17 protein-coding genes are annotated in these 20,897 nt (G+C 56.4%); all 17 read left to right on the plus strand.

The window, feature by feature from the left end; genetic code table 11:
• The first annotated feature begins 21 nt into the window (after window positions 1-21).
• Window positions 22-1,470 carry a glycogen synthase GlgA gene (glgA, locus tag GX030_09570; GenBank protein ID NLV92622.1) on the plus strand — a complete coding sequence of 483 codons (1,449 nt, stop codon included), beginning with the start codon at window positions 22-24 and terminating at the stop codon, window positions 1,468-1,470.
• A 32-nt stretch (window positions 1,471-1,502) separates the two neighbouring features.
• Window positions 1,503-3,488 carry a type I pullulanase gene (gene pulA / locus GX030_09575; GenBank protein NLV92623.1) on the plus strand — a complete coding sequence of 662 codons (1,986 nt, stop codon included), beginning with the start codon at window positions 1,503-1,505 and terminating at the stop codon, window positions 3,486-3,488.
• A 24-nt stretch (window positions 3,489-3,512) separates the two neighbouring features.
• On the plus strand, window positions 3,513-5,558 hold the full coding sequence (gene glgB / locus GX030_09580) for a 1,4-alpha-glucan branching protein GlgB (GenBank protein ID NLV92624.1): 2,046 nt from the start codon (window positions 3,513-3,515) through the stop codon (window positions 5,556-5,558).
• Window positions 5,455-7,911: a glycogen/starch/alpha-glucan phosphorylase gene (locus tag GX030_09585; protein ID NLV92625.1), complete on the plus strand. Its 2,457-nt coding sequence runs from the start codon at window positions 5,455-5,457 to the stop codon at window positions 7,909-7,911. Before glgB ends, GX030_09585 begins: the two co-directional genes overlap by 104 nt.
• Window positions 7,912-7,940: 29 nt before the next feature.
• The gene (rbsK, locus tag GX030_09590; protein NLV92626.1) at window positions 7,941-8,876 is read left to right on the plus strand and encodes a ribokinase; all 936 of its coding nucleotides are present in this window, start codon (window positions 7,941-7,943) and stop codon (window positions 8,874-8,876) included.
• A gap of 119 nt (window positions 8,877-8,995) precedes the next feature.
• Entirely contained in the window at window positions 8,996-10,243 is a 1,248-nt protein-coding gene (locus tag GX030_09595) for a Glu/Leu/Phe/Val dehydrogenase (protein ID NLV92627.1), read from the plus strand.
• Window positions 10,244-10,262: 19 nt separating this feature from the next.
• Window positions 10,263-10,823, plus strand: coding sequence for an AAA family ATPase (locus GX030_09600; protein NLV92628.1), 561 nt, complete (start codon window positions 10,263-10,265; stop codon window positions 10,821-10,823).
• 55 nt (window positions 10,824-10,878) lie between these two features.
• Window positions 10,879-11,844 (plus strand): DUF4129 domain-containing protein, encoded by a 966-nt coding sequence (locus GX030_09605; GenBank protein ID NLV92629.1) that lies wholly within the window; start codon window positions 10,879-10,881, stop codon window positions 11,842-11,844.
• Entirely contained in the window at window positions 11,828-12,295 is a 468-nt protein-coding gene (locus GX030_09610; GenBank protein ID NLV92630.1) for a hypothetical protein, read from the plus strand. Before GX030_09605 ends, GX030_09610 begins: the two co-directional genes overlap by 17 nt.
• A gap of 5 nt (window positions 12,296-12,300) precedes the next feature.
• Window positions 12,301-13,278, plus strand: coding sequence for a MoxR family ATPase (locus tag GX030_09615; GenBank protein ID NLV92631.1), 978 nt, complete (start codon window positions 12,301-12,303; stop codon window positions 13,276-13,278).
• Window positions 13,259-14,536, plus strand: coding sequence for a DUF58 domain-containing protein (locus tag GX030_09620; GenBank protein ID NLV92632.1), 1,278 nt, complete (start codon window positions 13,259-13,261; stop codon window positions 14,534-14,536). Before GX030_09615 ends, GX030_09620 begins: the two co-directional genes overlap by 20 nt.
• Before the next feature lie 17 nt (window positions 14,537-14,553).
• Window positions 14,554-15,099: a hypothetical protein gene (locus GX030_09625; protein ID NLV92633.1), complete on the plus strand. Its 546-nt coding sequence runs from the start codon at window positions 14,554-14,556 to the stop codon at window positions 15,097-15,099.
• A 181-nt stretch (window positions 15,100-15,280) separates the two neighbouring features.
• A complete protein-coding gene (locus tag GX030_09630; GenBank protein ID NLV92634.1) occupies window positions 15,281-16,708 on the plus strand; it encodes an MATE family efflux transporter in 1,428 nt (475 codons plus the stop codon).
• A gap of 108 nt (window positions 16,709-16,816) precedes the next feature.
• Window positions 16,817-17,905, plus strand: coding sequence for a TolC family protein (locus GX030_09635; GenBank protein NLV92635.1), 1,089 nt, complete (start codon window positions 16,817-16,819; stop codon window positions 17,903-17,905).
• 13 nt (window positions 17,906-17,918) lie between these two features.
• Entirely contained in the window at window positions 17,919-19,373 is a 1,455-nt protein-coding gene (locus GX030_09640) for a TolC family protein (protein ID NLV92636.1), read from the plus strand.
• Window positions 19,357-20,388, plus strand: a complete 1,032-nt coding sequence (locus GX030_09645; protein NLV92637.1) for an efflux RND transporter periplasmic adaptor subunit — start codon at window positions 19,357-19,359, stop codon at window positions 20,386-20,388. The genes GX030_09640 and GX030_09645 overlap by 17 nt, the downstream gene beginning before the upstream one ends.
• Window positions 20,385-20,897: ABC transporter ATP-binding protein (locus GX030_09650; GenBank protein NLV92638.1), on the plus strand; the 513-nt coding region annotated here is incomplete at its 3' end. The genes GX030_09645 and GX030_09650, both read left to right, overlap by 4 nt.

Genomic DNA, 20,897 nt, shown 5'->3' on the forward strand with positions numbered 1-20,897 from the left:
TTTGTGTAGGAGGGACTGCAAGTGAAGGTTGTATTTATTGCCTCCGAGGGAGTACCCTTTTCCAAGAGCGGCGGCTTAGCCGACGTCGTCGGAGCCCTGCCCAAGGAACTGCAGCGGCAGGGGATTTCGGTGGCGGTGATGCTGCCCAAGTACGGGGACGTCCCCGAGGAGCTTGCTTCGGAGGTTAAGCTGCGCACCACCTTTGAGGTGGGTTTGGGATGGCGGCGGCAATATTGTGGCGTCGAGGAGGTACAATACCAAGGAGTCCAGTTCTACCTGCTTGACAATGAATATTACTTTCGCCGGGGTGGGATGTACGGATACGATGATGATGCCGAGCGGTACGTCTTCTTCTGCCGTGCCGCCCTCCAGGCCCTGCCCCAGGTGGATTGTAAGCCCGATGTGATCCATCTTCACGACTGGCAGACGGCGATCATCAGTTTACTGCTCCAGGCCCATTACGGCGAAGATCCCTGGTATAGGGATGTCAAGACGGTGTTTACCATCCACAACCTGAGGTACCAAGGGGTTTTTCCCAAGGAGATCCTCCCGGATATGCTGGAAGTGGGTTGGGATTATTTCACCGCCGATGGCCTGGAGTTCTATGACAATGTGAACTTCCTGAAGGCGGGAGTTGCCTATTCCGATTTTGTCACTACGGTGAGCCCCACCTACGCCGAGGAAATTCAATATCCCTTCTTTGGGGAAAAGCTCGATGGATTCCTCAGGGAGCGGCGCCAGCGGCTGGTGGGCATTACCAACGGAATTGACTACCAGGAGTACAATCCCGAGACCGATCCCTATCTTGCCAAGCATTTTGGCCCCAATTCCCTGCGGTATAGGGTGGAGAATAAGCTGAAGCTGCAGCAGGAGTTGGGATTGCCCGTGGACCGAAAAATCCCGATGATCGGTTTGATTTCCCGTTTGGTCAGCCAAAAGGGACTGGATCTGGTGGGCCACGTCCTCGATGAGATCCTCCAGGAGTCGGTGCAGTTGGTGGTCCTGGGCACCGGTGACCAATACTATGAGGACATGTTCCGGATTAAGGCGGAGCAGTATCCCGAGAAACTATCGGCGAATATCTGCTTTGACAATCCCTTGGCCCATCGGATCTATGCCGGGGCGGATCTGTTTTTGATGCCCTCGCTCTTTGAACCCTGTGGGCTGGCCCAGCTGATTGCCATGCGTTACGGGTGCCTGCCCATTGTTCGGGAAACCGGGGGATTAAAGGACACCGTCCAATCCTATAACGAGGAAACCAAGGAAGGCAACGGCTTCAGTTTCACCAACTACAACGCCCACGATATGCTTTACACCATTCGGAGGGCATTGGGCTTTTTCCAGGACAAGCCGGTATGGACTCGGATTCGCCGCAATGCGATGTTGACGGATTCCTCCTGGGAGCGATCGGCCCGGGAGTATGTCAAACTCTACGAAAGCTTAAGTGATGCAGCGGACTTGGCCCAGTAAGAAATTAATGCCCATGAGGGAAAGGTTTTTCTATGCCGTACCCAGATTTTTCTAGCCAGGATTTTGTCGACCGATTCCACTACGATGGAGAGTTAGGCGCATTGTACCAACGGGACCACACTGTCTTTCGGGTCTGGGCACCCACTGCCAGCAACGTATGGCTGGTCACCTATGACAACGGCCATGACGGTGAAGGCCGGGAGTATACCATGGAGCGGGACGTCAATGGTACCTGGGTGTTTCGGCTCCAGGGGGATAACCATGGGTTGTATTACAACTACCGGGTATTGGTCAACGGGCAAATCAACGAAGCCGTGGATCCCTATGCCAAGGCCTGTGGGGTCAACGGTCAGCGGGGGATGGTGGTGGACCTGGGGCGCACCAATCCTCCCGGTTGGGAAGAGCTGATGCGGCCCCCTCTGGAACGCTTCGTCGATGCCATTATCTATGAAATTCATGTCCGGGATATGTCCATTCACCCCTCTTCGGGAATTGTCCAGCGGGGCAAATTCCTGGGCTTGACGGAGCGAGGCACCCGCAGTTCCTTGGGAGTGACCACGGGGTTAGACCACTTGGTGGAGCTGGGGATTACCCATGTCCAGTTACTACCCTGCTTTGACTTTGCCACGGTAGATGAAGCCTCAGCTGACCCCGAGTACAATTGGGGCTATGATCCCTTAAACTACAACGTTCCTGAAGGTTCCTACTCCAGCGACCCCTACAACGGGGCACAAAGGATTTTGGAGTTTAAGACTATGATCCAGGCCCTTAAAACCGCGGGGATTCGGGTAAATATGGATGTGGTTTACAACCACACCTTCTACACCCACAGCTCCAACCTGAACAAAATCGTGCCAGGTTACTATTACCGGCAGGATCCCCATGGACACTTCACCAACGGCTCGGGATGTGGCAATGAGTTGGCTTCCGAGCGGTCCATGGTGCGCAAGCTCATCGTGGATTCCGTCAAGTATTGGGCCGAGGAATACAAAATCGATGGGTTTCGCTTTGATTTGATGGGGTTGATGGATATTCCCACCATCAACGAGATTCGCATGGTGCTTAACGCCGTGGACACCAGCATCATGATGTACGGTGAGGGCTGGACCGGGGGTCATTCGCCGCTGCCGGACCACCTCAAAGGACTGAAGATTAATATGCGGCAGCTGCCGGGCACCGGGGCCTTTAACGACGATATTCGGGATGGGCTTCGGGGTCACGTGTTCTTTGCCGATCATCCCGGTTTTGTTAATGGGGCTGTGGGGATGGAATCCAGCGTCCAGTGTGGGATTGTGGGAGCCTGTCACCACGACCAGGTGGATTACGGCCAGATGCTCCATTCCCGGTGGCCCTGGGCGGGAGAACCCGCGCAGAGTATCAACTATGCCGAAGCCCACGATAACCTAACTCTGTGGGACAAGCTGAAGGCGGTACAACCCCAGGCCACCGACGAGGTGTTAATTGACCTGCACAAAATGTGTGGGGCAGTGGTGCTGACTTCCCAGGGAATTCCCCTGCTCCACGGGGGAATGGACTTTTTGCGCACCAAACAGGGAGACTACAACTCCTATCGATCCCCCGATAGGATTAACCAAATTGACTGGGATCGCAAATACCAGTACTACTCGGTGTTTCAGTATTACCAAGGATTGATCAAACTGCGCCGGACCCATCCCGCCTTTCGGATGCAGACCGCCGAGGGAGTGCAGCAGCACCTGCGCTTTTTGCCCGTACCCGACAGCAGAATGGTGGCCTATACCCTGCAGCCCCATGTCAACGGGGATCCTTGGGAGACCATTGTTGTGATCTTCAACGCCAATTCCGAGGACAAGGAGATGGAGCTTCCCGGCTCCGACTGGGTGATAGTGGTGAACAAGGAGCGGGCCGGTACCGATTCCTTAGGGGAAATTCAGGCGAATCGGGTGGTAATTCCGCCTCGGACCTCTTTGGTGCTGGTGGATGGGCCAAGCTTTCGGCAAAGTCTTGGGACCGGCGGGAAGGGGGAACCAAAGGGATAGAGCTTGAAGGGGAGGGGAGAGCCTATGGGTCTGTGGGAGACGTCGCCCTACAGCGACTATGACCGCTATTTGTTTCATCGGGGAGAGCATCGGTATGCCTATCGGATGTTGGGAGCCCATTTGGTGACAGAGGAGGGCGTTTCGGGGGTTCGCTTTGCGGTGTGGGCACCCCGGGCGGATTCTGTCCGGGTGGTGGGGGACTTCAACAATTGGAACGGCGCCAACCATGAGATGACCCGGATCGAGGACTCAGGGATCTGGGTTCTCTTTGTACCGGGACTGGGTGAGGGTGCCCTGTATAAGTATGAGATTCAGCGGGGAAGTAGAGTTCGCCAGAAGGCGGATCCCTACGGATTTTATGCCGAGGTAAGGCCCAACACCGCCTCGGTGGTGTATCAGCTGCAGGGGTACCAGTGGCAGGATGATGAATGGCAGCAAAGGAAGAGCGCGGGCTATCGGGAACCGATGCTGATTTATGAAGTCCATCTGGGATCCTGGCGTCAAAGGGCCTTGGAGGAGTTTCTTACTTACCGAGAGCTGGCGGAACAGCTCATCGACTATGTGGTGGAGATGGGATATACCCATATCGAGATCCTGCCCTTGGCGGAACACCCCTTTGACGGGTCCTGGGGGTACCAGGCTACGGGGTATTTTTCCGTCACCAGTCGCTACGGCACCCCAAAGGATTTCATGTATCTGGTGGATCGGGCCCACCAGCGGGGGATCGGAGTGATTATGGACTGGGTGCCCAGCCACTTTTGCAAAGACGACCACGGTTTACGCCTCTTTGACGGCACCCCCACCTACGAATACGAGGAGCCCTTAAAGCGGAACAACCCCGCCTGGGGAACATCGAACTTTGATCTGGGCCGACCGGAGGTGCAAAGCTTTCTCATCTCCAATGCCTACTTCTGGTTGGAGGAGTTTCATATCGATGGCTTGCGGGTGGACGCCGTAGCCAATATTCTTTATCTAGATTATGGCCGAGATCAGGGCCAGTGGCGGCCCAATCGCTACGGTGGACGAGAAAACCTAGAAGGAATCGATTTTCTCCGGAAGCTTAATACCGCAGTCTTTGAGAAGTTTCCTAACTGCTTGATGATCGCCGAGGAGTCCACGGACTGGCCCTTGGTCAGTCGTCCCACCTACCTAGGGGGCCTGGGATTCAACTATAAGTGGAATATGGGCTGGATGAACGACGTCCTCAAATACATGGAGATGGATCCCATCTACCGGCAGTATCATCATGACCTTCTCACCTTCTCCTTGATGTACGCCTTCTCGGAAAACTTTGTCCTTCCCCTCTCCCATGATGAGGTGGTTCACGGCAAGAAGTCCCTGCTGGATAAGATGCCGGGAGATTACTGGCAGAAGTTTGCCGGCCTGCGGGCCCTCTTTGGTTATATGATGGCCCATCCCGGCAAGAAGTTGATCTTCATGGGCGGGGAGTTTGGACAGTTCATCGAGTGGAAGTACCGGGAGAGTTTGGACTGGCATTTATTGGATTATCCCATGCATCGGATGCTCCATCGGTATGTGAAGGAGCTGAATCATTTTTACTTGGCCCACAAGGCCCTGTGGGAGGAGGACCTGGGATGGGAGGGGTTTCAGTGGATTGACCCCCACGATTCCAGTCAAAGTGTGGTTTCCTTTATCCGCAGAAGTACCGATCAGGAGCAGCTGATCGTCATTTGCAACTTTACCCCGGTGGTTCGCTATGATTACCGCGTGGGCGTACCGGCACCGGGAACATATACTGAAGTGTTTAACAGTGATGCCGCTCAGTACGGTGGTTCAGGACAGGTTAATGACGCAGAGCTGTTTTCCGAGGATCTTCCCTGGCACAACCAACCCTACAGCATTATGCTAAAACTTCCGCCCCTGGGGGTGGTGTATCTGCGGTTGAAGGAGGAGCCTGGGGTCAAGGAGGAGCATAACCAAGGGAGTCGAGGGCGAGGGATGCAAGATGAATCAACTAACGAAAAAAGACTTGATGCGGGCGCTGGAACGGAAGTCTCAATGGATGTTCGGGCGCACTCCGAAGACGATTTCGAAGACGCAACTGTATAAGGCATTGGCCATGGTGGTGCGGGATCTGGTGATGGAGCGGTGGGCCTACTCCCGGGAGATACTCCATCGCCAGACCCAGCGGGAAGTGTATTATCTCTCCATGGAGTTCCTGGTGGGACAGTCCTTGGAAAGAAATCTCTTGGTCCTAGGGATGGAGTCAGTGGCCCGGGAGGTTTGCCAGGAGTTTGGCGTCACCTTAGAGGAAATCTGTGAACTGGAATCCGATGCCGGTCTGGGCAATGGCGGCTTGGGCCGGCTGGCCGCGTGTTTTGCCGATTCCATGGCCACTGTGGGCATTCCCGCCCACGGCTATGGAATTCGTTACGAATACGGGCTCTTTAAGCAGAAAATCGTCGACGGCTACCAGATTGAGCTGGTGGACCCTTGGTTGGAGGACGGCAACCTCTGGGAGACCCCGCTGCCGGAGGAGGCGCAGATTGTCCGCTTTGGGGGTTACGTAGAACCGGAGTTCCGGGATGGGCGAATGGTGTTTGTCCACAAGGGATACCAACAGGTGAAGGCGATCCCCTATGAAGTACCGGTGATGGGGTATCAATCTTCCCTGGTCAACAGCCTGATCTTCTGGGGTGCCCGGGCGATGAAGCATCTGGACTTCAACCTTTTCGGTCAGGGCCGCTACTTGAGTGCCGTGGAGGAAAAGGAATTAGCCGAGGTCATCTCCAAGGTATTGTACCCGGAGGATAATCACCGGGAGGGTAAGGCCCTGCGGTTAAAGCAGCAGTACTTCTTTGTCTCCGCCAGTATCCAACACATCGTCAGCCACTTCAAGGCTCGGGGCAATGACATCAGGGATTTTGCCAAGAAGACGGTGATTCAGATCAATGACACCCATCCGGCACTGTCTATCCTCGAGCTGATGCGCATTCTCATCGATGAAGAGGGATTGGGCTGGGACGAGGCCTGGGAGATTACTACCTCCACCTTTGCCTACACCAACCACACCATTATGGAGGAAGCCCTGGAGAAATGGCCCGCGGACCTCTTTCGGGAGCTGCTTCCCCGCTTGTGGGACATTGTCCATGAGATCAACGAGCGCTTCTGTAGGGAGCTGTGGGACAAATACCCCGGCGATTGGGATCGCATCGCCTCCCTGGCAATTGTCGCGGATAATCAAGTGAAGATGGCCCATCTTTGTATCGTGGGATCCTTTTCGGTGAACGGGGTGGCTCAGCTTCACGCCGAGATCCTGAAAAACAATGTTTTCCGGGACTTTTATCAGCTGTACCCCCACAAGTTCATCGGGATTACCAACGGAATCACCTTCCGCCGCTTCCTGGTGAAGGCCAATCCCACCTTGGCGGATCTGATTACCGAGCGCATCGGGTCCGACTGGGTGCGTGAGTCTGAGCGGCTGGAGGCCTTTGCAGAGTACAGCCGTGATCCCGAGGTTCAAAGGGCTTTAGCGGAAATTCGCCGCCACAACAAACTGAAACTAGCGGCCTATATTGAAAAGCATAACGGCATTAGAGTGGACCCCAATTCCATCTTTGACGTGCAGGTAAAGCGGTTGCACGAGTACAAACGGCAGCTGCTTAACGTCTTACACATTATGGCTTTGTACAATCGCCTGCTGGCCAATCCCGATTTCGATATGATCCCCAGAACCTTCATCTTTGGTGCCAAGGCGGCTCCAGGGTATCGGATGGCGAAACTAATCATCAAGTTGATTCACAGCGTTGGGGAAGCCATCAATAATGATTCCCGGATTAACGACAAATTAAAGGTCGTCTTCCTGGAAAACTACCGCGTTTCCTTGGCGGAGCTGATTATTCCCGCTGCCGATGTCAGCGAGCAGATCTCCACCGCGGGTAAGGAGGCTTCTGGTACCGGGAACATGAAATTTATGCTCAACGGGGCCTTGACCATCGGTACCTTAGACGGTGCCAACGTGGAAATTGCCGAAGCCGTGGGCGAGGAGAATATGTTTATCTTCGGTTTGACCGCCGATGAGGTGGATCGTTACTATCGCTATGGTGGCTATCATCCCATCGATATTATTGAGTCTGATCCGGAGCTGGCCCAAGTTCTCGATCAGTTGGTCAACGGCTTCTTGCCGGTGGAGCATCCCGATATTTTCCAGGAGATCTACCATGGGCTAAAATACGGACACCCTGGGCAAATGGCCGATCCCTACTTTGTGATCAAGGATTTTGCTTCATACAGTGAGGCTCATCAACGGATCGATGCCTTGTACCGACGACCAGAGGAGTGGTGGGCCAAGGCGATTATCAACATCAGCCAAGCAGGAAGGTTTTCCAGTGACCGAACGATCAATGAGTACAATGAGAGAATTTGGCGGGTCCCCCGGCTTCCTTCGGTGGACGCAAATTAGCCGGTAGGATCTGGGAGAGGAGAGGGAGTGTGCAGGGAAATCGGGTAGTAGTGGTGGGGAGTTTGAATGTCGATCTGACGGCAAAGACCCAGCGGTTGCCCCAGCGGGGCGAGACCATTGCCAGTCATGATTTTCATACTTTCCCCGGAGGGAAGGGTGCCAATCAATCAGTAGCGGCGGCCAAGTTGGGAGCAGCGGTGGTCCATGTCGGCAGGGTGGGAGATGACACCTTTGCTGATCTGCTCATCGCCAGCTTAAAGGGGGCGGGAGTTAACACCAGTAAAATCGCCAGGGCGCCGCAAACCCCCACCGGGACCGCTTTGATCACCGTGGACAGCGCCGGTGATAACACCATTGTCGTTGTCCCGGGAGCCAACGGCCGGTGTGATTCCGACTATGTCGCAGCGGCTCTGACCGAGACCGAGGCCGACGTAATGGTTTTGCAGCTGGAGATTCCCATGGAAGCGGTGGTGACCGCGGCCCGGATTGGCCGTCAGCGGGGGATGCAGGCGATCCTTAACCCAGCACCGGCAGCGCCCCTGCCCAAGGAGCTATGGGAATACGTGGATTTGCTGGTGGTCAATGAGACGGAAGCCCAGCTGTTGGCTGGAATTGAGGTGACCGATGCCGACAGCGCCACCGAGGCGGCCCAAGTCCTCTTGGCCAAGGGCGTCGGGCAAGTGGTGGTGACCCTAGGCAGTCAAGGGGCGCTTTATCTTGATGGAGACCGGAGGATCGATACCCCGGCCTTTCCCGTGAAGAGCGTAGACAGCACCGCGGCCGGCGACGCCTTTGTCGGCGGATTGGCGGCAACCATCGGCAGCCGGCCCATCGAAAATGTGATGGAGTTTGCCGCTGCGGCGGGAGCCTTGACAGTGACCAAGTTGGGAGCCCAATCCTCCCTTCCCAGTAAAGAAGAAGTGGAGGTCTTCTTGGCCAATCAAAAACAAGCACGGGGACAATAGCGGGGCCATGGGGCCCAAGGAGCGGAGGAAAAAATCAGGAGGGCGAGAAGCTTTCCTGGCGAATTAGTTTGCTATTCACCTTCTGAACTGGTTAGTCAACGAGGGAAGGAGCAAGGGCAATGTCTGATATCGTTAATCCCCTGCAGGTGGCCCAGGCACAGCTTAAGCAAGCCTGTGATCAGCTAAATCTCGATCCCGGCGTTTACGAGCTTTTGAAGGAGCCGGCCCGGGTGATGGTGGTGTCTATTCCCGTTAAGATGGATTCCGGGGAAGTTAAGACCTTTATCGGTTATCGGGCCCAGCACACCGATGTGATGGGACCGGCGAAAGGGGGAGTGCGCTTTCACCCCGACGTTACCTTAGATGAAGTCAAGGCCCTGTCCATGTGGATGACCTTTAAGTGTCAAGTGATGGGGTTGCCCTATGGCGGCGGTAAGGGTGGAGTGGTCTGCCATCCCAAGGAGCTGTCGCCCGGGGAGCTGGAGCGGTTAAGTCGAGGTTATATTCGGGCCGTTGCTCCCATTGTGGGACCAGAGATTGATATCCCGGCTCCCGATGTCTATACCAACGCCCAGGTGATGGCCTGGATGATGGATGAGTTCAGCAGTATCCGGGGTTACTCTACCCCGGGGATTATTACCGGCAAACCCTTAATCTTGGGAGGTTCCGTCGGTCGGCCTTCGGCCACAGGCCAGGGCTGTGTCTATGCCATCAGGGAAGCCGCGGCTTTGGCCCAGATGGACCTAAGCCAAGCCACCGCGGTGGTTCAAGGCTTTGGCAATGTCGGTGGGACGGCAGCCCATCTGCTCCATGAAATGGGCGTGAAGGTGATCGGAGTCAGTGATTCCACCGGTAATGCCTACAATCCCGCAGGGCTAGATCCTAAGGCTCTGGCCGCCCACAAACGGGCCACCGGCAGCGTCAAGGGTTTTCCCGGCAGCCAGGAGGTACCGGCCCAGGAGTTTCTCAATCTTGCCTGTGATATCCTAGTCCCCGCGGCCTTGGAGAACGTGATCACCAAGGAAAATGCCGGGGGAATTCAGGCCACCATTATCGCCGAGGCGGCCAACGGGCCGACAACTCCCGAGGCCGATGGGATTCTTTTTGAGCGAGGGAAGTTGGTGATCCCCGATATTTTAGCCAATGCCGGCGGGGTAACGGTCTCCTACTTCGAATGGGTGCAAAACACCATGCAGTTCTATTGGAATGAAGCCGAGGTGGCCACTCGATTGGAGGAGATGATGGTTGCCGCCTTCCACCGGGTCTATGAAATGAGTCAAAGGCAGCAGGTGGACTTGAGAACCGCGGCCTATATGGTGGCCCTAGATCGGATTGCCGAAGCGATGAAACTACGGGGTAGAATCTAGGTCAGAGGGGGTAGTGAGGATGAAACCGGTATTTGTGGCCATCGGCGGCGGCTCCGGATCGGGCAAGAGCACTTTGTGTCGGCTGCTGGAGGCCAAGTTGGGTTCCAATGTGCTGGAGGTTGTTTCCCTAGATAGGTATTTTTACCCCGATGCCACTACTAACAATCGGCCGGAGTGCATCCAGGCCGACAAAGCCAGGGCTGATTTGGCGTCCTTAAGGGATGGAAAGACCGTCAGTTTTACCAGCCGAGGCAGGCAGGTCACCTACCGGCCTCGGCCCTTGATTATCGTTGAGGGGCATTTGGTGCTCTCCATTCCGGAGCTACAGGACTTTTTCGACCTGACCATTTACGTCGATATGGAGCCCCAGGAGCGAATTATGCGCCGAATTGAGCGCAATGTGGCCGCGGGCGCCGATCTCAACCAGGTGATTGCCTGGTATCGCCAGGATGCCCAGCCCGGCCATTGGGAGTGCATCGAGCCGACGAAGCAAGAGGCAGACTTGATCCTGTGGGGCAACTGGACGGAAAGACGAGTTGAGAAGGTAAGTCGGGTGTTACTTAGTCTCCTGGGGGATTAACCCAGGAGCCATTGTGGGCTCTATCGTAGGATAGGGCCAGTTGGGAGTGGTTTGGTTGGTAAGGGCAAAGAGCCGGCGGTCTAGGCTGTGGGTCCTGGTGGTCCTAGTGCTGTTTCTCCTAATGGGTTATGCCACGGAAGGGCCCTTACAGCTTCCGGAGTGGGATCCGGAAGAAGCAGGCGATGGCTTGGCTTGGAGTAATATCTTAGTATGGATTTTTATCGGACTGGCTTTATTGGCCTATGTGGGCTTTTTATGGATTATCTTGACTTCACCTATCTATGAAGACGAGGATGAGAAGTACGAAGACCCCAAAAGACTGCCCTGGCAGGTGGTGGCCTTCTTGGGGGTGATGTTTGCCGGGTTTGCCGCACTGATTGCCTGGCTGCGAAAGAATGCCCCTGAGGAGTCCGTGCCTCCCCAGGGCCCTCCGGGCGTGGGTCCGGGATTTCCTGGAGGATTGCCCGGCGGTCGAGGTGGTTACCTGGAGGAGATGGTTCCCGGGGAAATGGTCAGCCACCAAGTGCCGGCGATCCTGCTGTGGATCCTGGGCATTATGGCTGGACTGATGCTGGCAGCCGTTGTGTTCCGGATTATTAAGTCACGGCCTGCCCCCAAACCGGTGGAAGGCCCTACCCATGAGGAACAGCGCCAGGCCCTGCAGCAGACCATTGCCGTCAGTTTAGCTCAACTGGAAGCAGAGCCCGATCCCAGGAAGGCAATCCTCGCCTGCTATCGGGGGTTTTTGCATCTGATGCAGGAGCAGGGACTGCAGCTTCCGGCCTCCTACACCGCGGAGGAAAGCTTGTATGCGGCTCTAGCCAATTTCGATTTGCCTGAGGGGGCCTTGCAGACCTTGATTGACATCTTCCAGTTGGCTCGCTTCAGCCGGCACCCCATGACTGTCGAGGATAAGGCTCAGGCCATTGGAGCTTTAAAGGAGTGTAAAGCCGCGCTGGAACAGGCGGAAGCAGAAGAGGAGTCCCGGGCAAAGGAGGAGCAAGATGGCTACAACACCTAATCGCTGGAGTTTTTTGGTGACTGCCATTGGCCTCGGGCTCTTGGCGGGTCTGGTGTTAGTGCTTTATCCCCGGCTGAGTCCCCAGCTGCAGCCCTTTTTGCTGCGGCTCATTCCAGCCTCTTTTTTTTATGTGATCTACCGTCAGGCAGGGCAGCTATTGCAGTTTCGGGTGGAAAGGGGACCCCAGCCCCTAACCCCGAGGGGCCCCTCCTTCTGGGCACGGTTGCGGCTTCGGCTGCGGCGCCGAGGGATTACCACCAACATTCCCCAGTATGAGGAGATTCGTCGCAAACTGACCTTAATCAAGGGGTCGAAGGAATACCGGGTCCGGATGCTGCGCTCCCTGGGCGTTGACGATGAGCTGTTGGCCCAGTTTACCGGAGGGGATCAAGAGGAAATCACAGAGGCAGATGTAGCGGCAATCCTACATCGATTGGAGGAACAACTGTAATGGCAATGGACATTAAGCAAGTACAGGAGAAGTGTGATGAGATCATTTCCCAAGTGGGCAGTGTGGTCCTAGGTAAGGAGCAGGTACTCCAGAATATCCTCGCGGGGATGCTGGCCAATGGACACATTTTGCTGGAGGACGTTCCTGGAGTAGCCAAGACCTTAACAGCCAGTATGTTTGCCCAGGTATTGGGATTAGAGTTTCGCCGGATTCAGTTCCTGCCGGATTTGCTCCCCGGAGACTTAACCGGTGGGTTTATCTACGACCCCGGTCAGTCACAGTGGCAGTTTCGGGAAGGGCCTCTCTTTGCCAATTTGGTGCTGGCCGATGAAATTAACCGGGGTACCCCCAAGACCCAATCGGCCCTGGTGGAGGCTATGCAGGAAAAGCAGGTAACCATTGAGGGAAGGGTTTTTCCCTTGGAACCACCCTTCTTGGTCTTGGCCACCCAAAACCCCGTGGAGTTTGAAGGTACTTATCCTCTGCCGGAAGCGCAAATGGACCGGTTTATCATGAGACTGCAGATTGGGTATCCCGATGCCCAGGTGGAGCAGAAGATCCTAGCGGATCGAGCAGAGCGAAGGCAGGATGAGGCTAAGCTTCCCCAGGTGGTCACCCGGGAGGAGTTCTTGGCCATGCAAAGGGCCATCGAAGAAGTCCATGTATCTGCCGATGTCCAGCGGTATATCGTGGAGATCGTAGCTGCCACCAGGGCAGAAAACCGGGTGCAGCTGGGCTCTTCCCCCCGGGGCAGCCTAGCCCTCTTTAGGCTGGCCCGAGCCCGGGCAGCGCTGATGGGAAGGGACTTTGTTCTCTCCGAGGATGTCAAGCAGATGGCCATCCCGGCCCTGGCCCATCGCCTCTTGCTTCGGGCGGAGTTTTGGCTGGAACATATCACCGGTGAGCAGATTATCTCAGACATCCTCACCAAAGTGCCGACACCGGAAGCCGGAGGAAGCCAATATGTCTCGCTGGCTGAGTAGAAAGCACAAAACCTATTACCTGCTCTGCGGTGCCGCCATTTTCTTGGGAATTGTGTTGGGCAAAACCAGGATTCTCCTCCTGGGTTTGCCCTTTGGAATTATGGCGCTGCTGCCCCTCCTTCGCCCCTTTACCGCTCAGATGGCTGCCTCCAGCCAGGTATCCCACCGCACCGCCTTTGAAGGGGAAACGGTGTCGGTGAAACTGACCATCCATGCGGTAACGGAGCTGCCTTGCCTGCAGGTGACCCATATCCTGCACTATCCCGATGGCAGTCGGCCGGAGGTAACGGTGATGCTGCTGTCCCTGGCCTCCGGTGAAACCCGGGAGCTGGAGTGCGAGATCCACCTCGAAGCCCGAGGGGAATACCTGGTGGATCACTTTGAATTCCAGAGCTTAGATCCGGAGCATATGGTGTGGACGAAGCACCCCACCGAAGGGGGCCGAGTGGTTGCCGCCTATCCCCGCCTGGTTAAGGTGCAGCTGCCCTCAGGGGGAATGCGCCAGCTGGGCCATTACACCGGCAACTACGTGTCCCAGCGGCCGGGAGAGGGGACGGAGCTGGCGGAGATTCGCCGGTATGTGGCCGGAGATGCCACCAAACACATCAACTGGAAGGCCTCCTTGAAGTGGCAGAGTCTTCATGTTAATGCCAGGCTGCAAGAGAAAAACGCGGACGTGGTGTTTGTTGTCGATACCATGCAGGACATCGGCGGGCGTCCCAACAGCTATCTGGATCGGACGGCCCGGGGCGTGGCCAGTCTGGCCAACTGCTTTTTGGAGCGCAAGGACCGAGTTGGGTTTATCGAGTATGGGGGAACGGTGTCTTGGCTGCGCCCGGCCTATGGCAAACGCCATACTTACAGGATCCTCCATCGCCTGGCGCGGCTTGTGCCCTCGGGCAGTCATGCCTTTCGAGAAATGGACAGCCTGCCGATGCAGGCCCTTCCCGCAGAGGCCACACTCTTTGTCTTTACTCCCCTGATGGACCGGCGGTCGATGCGGATGTTGGTCTCTCTGGCCCTGCGGGGATTCCGCCCCATTGTGGTCTACCTGTCCCCCTGTCAGCTGGCAAAGGGAGAACTGGCCCAATTTCCTCCGGAACCGCTGGTGCAGCGGTGGTGGGAGTACGAGCAGGCCCGGAAGCTGCGGGAACTGCGCCGGTCGGGATTGACGGTGGTACGCTGGGATGGTGAGGTCACTTCCCTGGGACCGGTGTTGGCGGCAGCTGCGGAGTCTCGCCGGGGACGGGTTAGTTGATGGGAGGAGAGGGTTAGATGGCCTGGAGATGGGTATGGATCATTGCCGGTGTCTTGGTGGCAGTTCCCGCCTTGGTGTATCAAGACACCTTCATTATCGCAGTGGGGCCGGTGGTGCTGTTATCGCTCCTTGTGGGTTGGCGCAGCGGCAAGTTTAATTGGTTTGTCTTGGCTGCCTCGGCCCTGTTTGTAGAGTATATCTGGCTCCTTGCGGAGCGGGTGGCCCGGGGTGCAGAGCTGGTGGCCGTGGGCGCTGGTGTCCTGCTGCTGCTCTTTTTGGAGCTGGCGTACTTCGGTTGCCTGAGGTCCAAGGTGGGCAAGGCCCAGGACCACAGGCGTAAATACTCCGGTGTCGATTCAGTAGGGGATCAGCGGCGGATCTTTTTAGCTACCCTGCGGCGGGTTGGTCAGGTGGGCCTTGTCAGCCTGGCTGCAGCGGTGCTTATTCACCTGATGCGGCGGATTGAGCTCGCTGCTATGTGGTACTTTCCCCTGCTGGCCCTGGGGGCTACCGGGCTGGCTATCGCCGTCTTCCTATTGCTCCATCGCCGGATCAGTCAATAGGGTAGGGGCCCAATACCGGTTGCCTGAATTTGGGCCATGCTGATACTGCCGACAGACGTCGGTGGATGGAGTAGGTTTGTCAAACGTGCTTGACAGGTTGGATGAATCAGTGTGCCATGCAGCTCGGCGTCAGACCGATGCCGGGCTGTAAATTTTTCGGGAAAGTGGGAGGAGAAGTCCAGTGGAAAACAGGCAGATCACAGATTTTACCTCTGGTAGTATTCCCAAGCACCTTATTACCTTCGCTGTTCCAATGTTTTTGGGGAACATGCTGCAAGCACTTTACAACACCGTTGACAGTATCTGGGTAGGTAGATTCCTGGGTCCCGAGGCCCTGGGGGCTGTCTCCGTGGGGTTTCCCATTATCTTCGCTTTGATTGGTTTAGTGATGGGGATCACGATGGCCACCACCATTTTGGTGTCCCAGTATTTTGGCGCCGGCCAAGGGGACCGAGTAGTCAGGGTGATTAACAACTCCCTGCTTTTATTGGTGGTTATGGGCATCGTTGTCTCCATTATTGGTGTGGCTTTTCATCGACCCTTGCTGCGGTTGATTAATACCCCGCCGGAGATCTTTGAGCTGGCCTCCGATTACCTCGGGATTTACTTGGCCGGTTTGGTGGGGATGTTCCTGTACAATGTCGTCTCCGCTATTCTTCGGGGACTGGGAGATTCCAAAACTCCCCTGAAATTCTTGGCCTTTGCTACGGTACTGAACATTATTTTGGACCCGATGTTTATCTTTGGAGTGGGACCCTTCCCCAGGTTAGGGGTAGCCGGAGTAGCCTGGGCCACGGTGATTGCCCAAGGGGTCTCTGCAGTGCTGTCTTTGCATTACTTGTATCGCCGATCGGGAATTGTTAGCTACCAGCCGGGAACCTTCAGGTTCGATTGGGAGCTGACTCGCCTCACCTTCAGGATTGGGATCCCCGCGGGTGTACAGCAAATCATGGTGTCCATGGCCCACTTGATCGTTTCCTCCACGGTCAATCTCTTTGGGGCTACGGTGGTGGCGGGATTTGGCGCCGCCGGGCGATTGGACCAGTTCGCTTTCATGCCGGCCCACAGCGTTTCCTTCTCCGTTTCTGCCCTGGTGGGGCAGAATTTGGGTGCAGGGAAAGTCCAGCGGGTACGGGAAACTGTTCGGTGGGGTATGCTCCTGGCCGGAGGGATTACCGTTATCGTGTCCATCGTAGCTTTAGTTCGTCCTGACATCTTGATGTCGCTGTTTACCGATGATGCCGCGGTCTTGGAGCAGGGAGGACTATACCTGCGGTATATGGCCTTTGGTTATGTGCCAATGTCTTTGATGTTTACCCTGGGAGGACTGCTGCGGGGAAGCGGGGATACGGTATCGACGATGTTGATGACCTTGGTTTCCCTGTGGATTGTCCGGGTCCCCTTGGCCCGGATCCTCTCGGCGATGCCGACCCTGGGAGTTACCGGTGTCTGGATCGCGATGGCGACCAGTCCCTTAGCTGGATTGGCAGCCCACATCCTGTACTACCGAACGGGACGCTGGCAAACCAAGGCGGTAACGGGTAAGCCGCCGGTGGATGGGGCCCGGGAGGGTTCCCGGAAGGCTGTGCCCCAACCAGCAGAGGAATAGCCGGAGAAAAAGTGAAGGTTTTTTCAAGAGAACTTCAAAGGTCCTTTGTATAATTACCCTGACAGCAAGAGGAATTTGCTGAGCATTCACAGCTGGAGGTGCCGTGGTTTGAGAAGGTTTCTAGTGGTTTTGGTGGGCTTGATGGTGTTGGCGACAACGGGCTTAGCAGGAGCCCAACAGGTGTCAGCTGCCCAGCAGATCTCCTTGCCCGAGGCAGTGGCCTTGGCTTTGCAGGAGGATATTGGGCATCAAATTGCCTTGGTGCAGTGGGATAACGCCAAGGTGGCCTATGAGCGCAGTCTGGCTGACAACCTGCTGACGGGCTCGGCCTATAACGCACGGTTGGCAGAATACACCTTGAAACAGGCGGACACGGAGTATCGGGGGAAGGTGGCCGATGTGGTGGTGGAGACGGTAACCCAATTTGCCGATCTCGCCCAGGCAGACTTAACCCTCCAGATCCGGGAGAAGGAGTTGGCTCTGGCCAAGAAGCAGTTGGAGCTAACCCGGCAAAAACGAGCAACGCAAAACGCCAGTGAACTAGACGTTTTAGAAGCAGAGTCAGCCTTGGCGACGGCGGAAGCCAATTATCAACAGGCCAATGATAACTTAGCCCAAGCCCGGCGCAATTTCCAATTTCTCCTGGGTGGGCACAGGGCTCTGCCCGATGGGAACTTGCCCTTTGTTCCCCTGACGGTGGATCTTGATGACCTTTTGCAGCGGGCAATCGCCGAAAGTGTGACGGTAAAGCAGGCCGAGGAGAATGTGGAGTTAGTCAGCTTAGATCTGGAGCAGTTGGAGCTGGAACAGGCGGCTCCCTTGGTGCTAAGGGAGGCCAGGAACAAAGTGAAATTGGCCCAGCTGCAGTTGGCCCAGGCCAAGGAACGAATTACCAATGAGGTTACTTCAGCATATAACTCCGTCAATCAGGCGGCTCGGCGGTATCGCTCCGCTCAGCAGAGCCTGGAGCTGGAGACAAGGACCTTTGCCATTACGAAACAACAGTTGGAGGCGGGACTGAAGACCGCGGACGAACTGGATCGGGCTCAGATTGCTCTGTGGCAAGCTACCAGCGCTGAGCTCTCTGCCAGGAAGGACTACGTTCTAGCCTACTTGGCCTTTGAGCGCAGTTTGGATCGAGATTTGAGCGCCAGTGTCCTGGTGCAGCCACCGGCTGAGGTGACCCCAGAAGATTAGAGGGAGGACTTTGATGGGCTGTGGGTTTGACACTATTCGAACAACTAAATTTTACCGGGGCTTGATCCTCATCCCCCTGGTGTTGGTGGGTCTTGTCTGCAGCAGCCTGGCTAGTGCAGAAGAACCCCAGGTACTTACCCTACAAGGGGCCATGGAAAGGGCGATGGAGTGGGACCCCGCGGTGGTTGCCGCCCAGGATGAATGGCAGGAGGCCCAACTCACCCAGGCCAAGGGCGAAGTGGCACTTCGTCCCCAGGGGTCGGTATCCTTGCGTCCCGTACAGTTCTCTGGGAAATTGCCGGAGACAGGGGAGTGGGAGTTTGGTCGGGATCTAACCCTGCAGGGAAGCTGGCAGCCGGTCCATGGGTTCACTCTGTCGGCGACTTCGAAATCCTATCCCGGCAGAAGGACTCGGGAGGATGAGGGAGCAGGGCTTTCCCTGTCCGCGAATCTAGATCTGTGGCCAAAACCCAGTCAAGGGGATCAGGCTTTGGCTTTACGCAACGCCCGAGAGCTCGTTGATATCGCGGCTGCTAAGTTCCAGCAGGCCCAGCTGGACGCGGCTTTGACCACCTACCGGGAGTATCGGCTGCTGCAGGTGGAGGTCGCCCGCACTGAGGTATTGGCCCAAGAAGTAGAGGCCAAGGCCCAGAGCCTACAGCGAGTGGTGGACAAACGGGACCAGGGCTTGGCCGCGGATAACGATGTCTTGGCCGCTAGAATTGAACATGACAGCAGTCAGGCCGAGTACCGCCGGGCTTTGAGGCAGCTGGAGCAGCGCAAACTACAGCTGGCCCAGCGCTTAGGCTTAAGGGATGGCGATTGGCGGTTGGAGCCCTTACCCCAGGATATCCCCAGTGTGTCCATTACCATCGATGAAGGGGAAGCGGTTGCCGCCGCCAAGAGCCACAGTCTTCAGGTGGCTCGGTTGGAGCAGTCGCTGGCTGCTGCTCGGCGCAATTTGCAGGCGCTGCGGCAGGATCTGGGGTTAGCGGTGGGAGTCAGGGGGACTATGGACTTCAAGGAAGAGCACTGGGAAGAGCCCACCTATGGCGCCTATTTGTCGGTGTCCTATGAGTTTGCCGATGGTGGGCGCAAGAGCCTCGGAATTAAAGAGGCAGAACTGGCCGTGGAAAAGGCTGAGCGTAACCTGCAATTGGAACAGGAACAAATTGCAGCTGCAGTGATGGAAGAATTATCGGAGCTGCAGTGGCTTCAGGACCAAGTCAATATTGCCCAGCTAAAATGGCATAGGGCCCAAGGAGAGTACCAGGCCCGACAAGGGCAGGCTGAACGGGGCCTGATCACGGCGGAGGCCCTACAGTCCAGTGAGCGGGCCCTGCAGCTGGCTTGGTTGGACAGCTTAGCGGCAGCGATCGAATACGAGGCAGCTAGACTAGGATTCATGGTACTAATCGGAGAGACTCCTCAAATTGAGGGAGGTGCTGTTGGTGAGCTCAGTTGGTAAGTGGCGCAAGCGTTTCCTTTGGCTTGTGGTTGCTGCAGTCATTCTCGCTGGTGTTCGGTGGTACTTCTCCGCTGGGAACAATCAGGAGGCGGTGACGGAAGCCCTTTCCGGTCAGGGCGTGATGACGGTGCAGGAGCGCTCGGTGATTAAGACCATCTCCAGCGCCGGTCAGATTGTCCCCCAACGGGACTTACTGGTGACCTTTGATGTGGCTGGCAAGGTCCAGGAAGTAGCGGTCAGTTCCGGGGATACCGTGGCCGAGGGAGCAATCTTGGCCCGGCTAAACAGTGTTAATCAGGAGCTGTCCTATCTAACGGCTAAGCGGGAATGGGAATTGGCTCAATTCGATTCACCCCCGAGTATTGTCAAGGAAAGGGAGTTGGCCTATCAGGTGGCCAAGTCGGAGCTGGAAGCCACCACCCTGAAGGCGCCCTTTTCCGGGGTAGTGGCCGAGGTCAATATCGACGTCGGTGAAATGGTTTCCACTACTACCCAGGCTTTGCGGCTGTTGGATCTAAGCCGGATGTATCTAGAGGTTAATGTCGATGAAGTGGATATTCGCCACGTGGAGCTAGGTCAACCGGTGACCATCATCGTTGATGCCTACCCCAACTTGACCCTCACGGGGTCAGTGGTGGAAATCGGGATTGTGCCCCGGGGCAGCAGTGACCTAGTGCTGTTTCCAGTGAAGATTGAATTGGATGAGGTGGATCCCAGGGTCAAGCCGGGAATGAGCGCCGAGGGAAGAATCGTTGTCGACCGGGTCGATGGGGCCCTGGCCGTTCCCGTGGATGCCGTGGCCCAAGTGGATGGTCAATCGATGGTGACGGTGGTCACCGACTCCGGTAATGTCCCTACTCCCGTGGAAACGGGCATTTCCGATGGGATATTTGTGGAAATTGTCAGCGGTCTTAAGGCCGGCGATAAAATCTTGGCCAATAATTATCGGGCGGTGGCAAGGCCCGGCTCCATGGGTAGGGGCGGCCCCGTGGTAGTGGGCGGTGTTCGCCGATGAAGGAGCGCACCCCTTTGTTTCGGGTAGAAAACCTGACCAAGGAGTATCCCATGGGGGACTCGGTGGTCTATGCCCTCCGGGGCGTCTCCTTTGAGGTGTATCAGGGGGAGTATGTCGCGATTATGGGACCCTCGGGCTCCGGCAAGTCTACCTTGATGCATATTATCGGGTGTCTAGACCGGCCCACCTCCGGCTCCTACTATCTGCGGAATCGAGATGTCCGTTCCCTGTCCGACGACGAATTGGCGGAGCTGCGGAATTCTGAAATAGGCTTTGTCTTTCAAAGCTTTAACCTGCTTCCCGGAATGACGCTGTTGGAAAATGTCGAGCTGCCCCTGCTGTATGCCGGGGTGTCGGCGGCGGAGCGCCGGGAGCGGGCCCGCCGGATGCTGGAGATGGTGGGTCTTGGTGAGCGGCTCCGGCATCATCCCAACGAAATATCGGGAGGACAAAGGCAGCGGGTGGCCATTGCTCGGGCGCTGGTCAATGATCCTGCCATTGTCTTCGCC

The sequence above is a fragment of the Bacillota bacterium genome (assembly GCA_012727955.1).
Taxonomy (GTDB): Bacteria; Bacillota; Limnochordia; order DTU087; family JAAYGB01; genus JAAYGB01.

Excerpts from the sequence above, each read along its gene's own strand:
- pulA (NLV92623.1), top strand. The coding sequence starts at position 1,503 with ATGCCGTACCCAGATTTTTCTAGCCAGGATTTTGTCGACCGATTCCAC.
- glgB (NLV92624.1), top strand. The coding sequence starts at position 3,513 with ATGGGTCTGTGGGAGACGTCGCCCTACAGCGACTATGACCGCTATTTG.
- GX030_09585 (NLV92625.1), top strand. The coding sequence starts at position 5,455 with ATGAATCAACTAACGAAAAAAGACTTGATGCGGGCGCTGGAACGGAAG.
- GX030_09595 (NLV92627.1), top strand. The coding sequence starts at position 8,996 with ATGTCTGATATCGTTAATCCCCTGCAGGTGGCCCAGGCACAGCTTAAG.
- GX030_09600 (NLV92628.1), top strand. The coding sequence starts at position 10,263 with ATGAAACCGGTATTTGTGGCCATCGGCGGCGGCTCCGGATCGGGCAAG.
- GX030_09610 (NLV92630.1), top strand. The coding sequence starts at position 11,828 with ATGGCTACAACACCTAATCGCTGGAGTTTTTTGGTGACTGCCATTGGC.
- GX030_09615 (NLV92631.1), top strand. The coding sequence starts at position 12,301 with ATGGACATTAAGCAAGTACAGGAGAAGTGTGATGAGATCATTTCCCAA.
- GX030_09620 (NLV92632.1), top strand. The coding sequence starts at position 13,259 with ATGTCTCGCTGGCTGAGTAGAAAGCACAAAACCTATTACCTGCTCTGC.
- GX030_09625 (NLV92633.1), top strand. The coding sequence starts at position 14,554 with ATGGCCTGGAGATGGGTATGGATCATTGCCGGTGTCTTGGTGGCAGTT.
- GX030_09640 (NLV92636.1), top strand. The coding sequence starts at position 17,919 with ATGGGCTGTGGGTTTGACACTATTCGAACAACTAAATTTTACCGGGGC.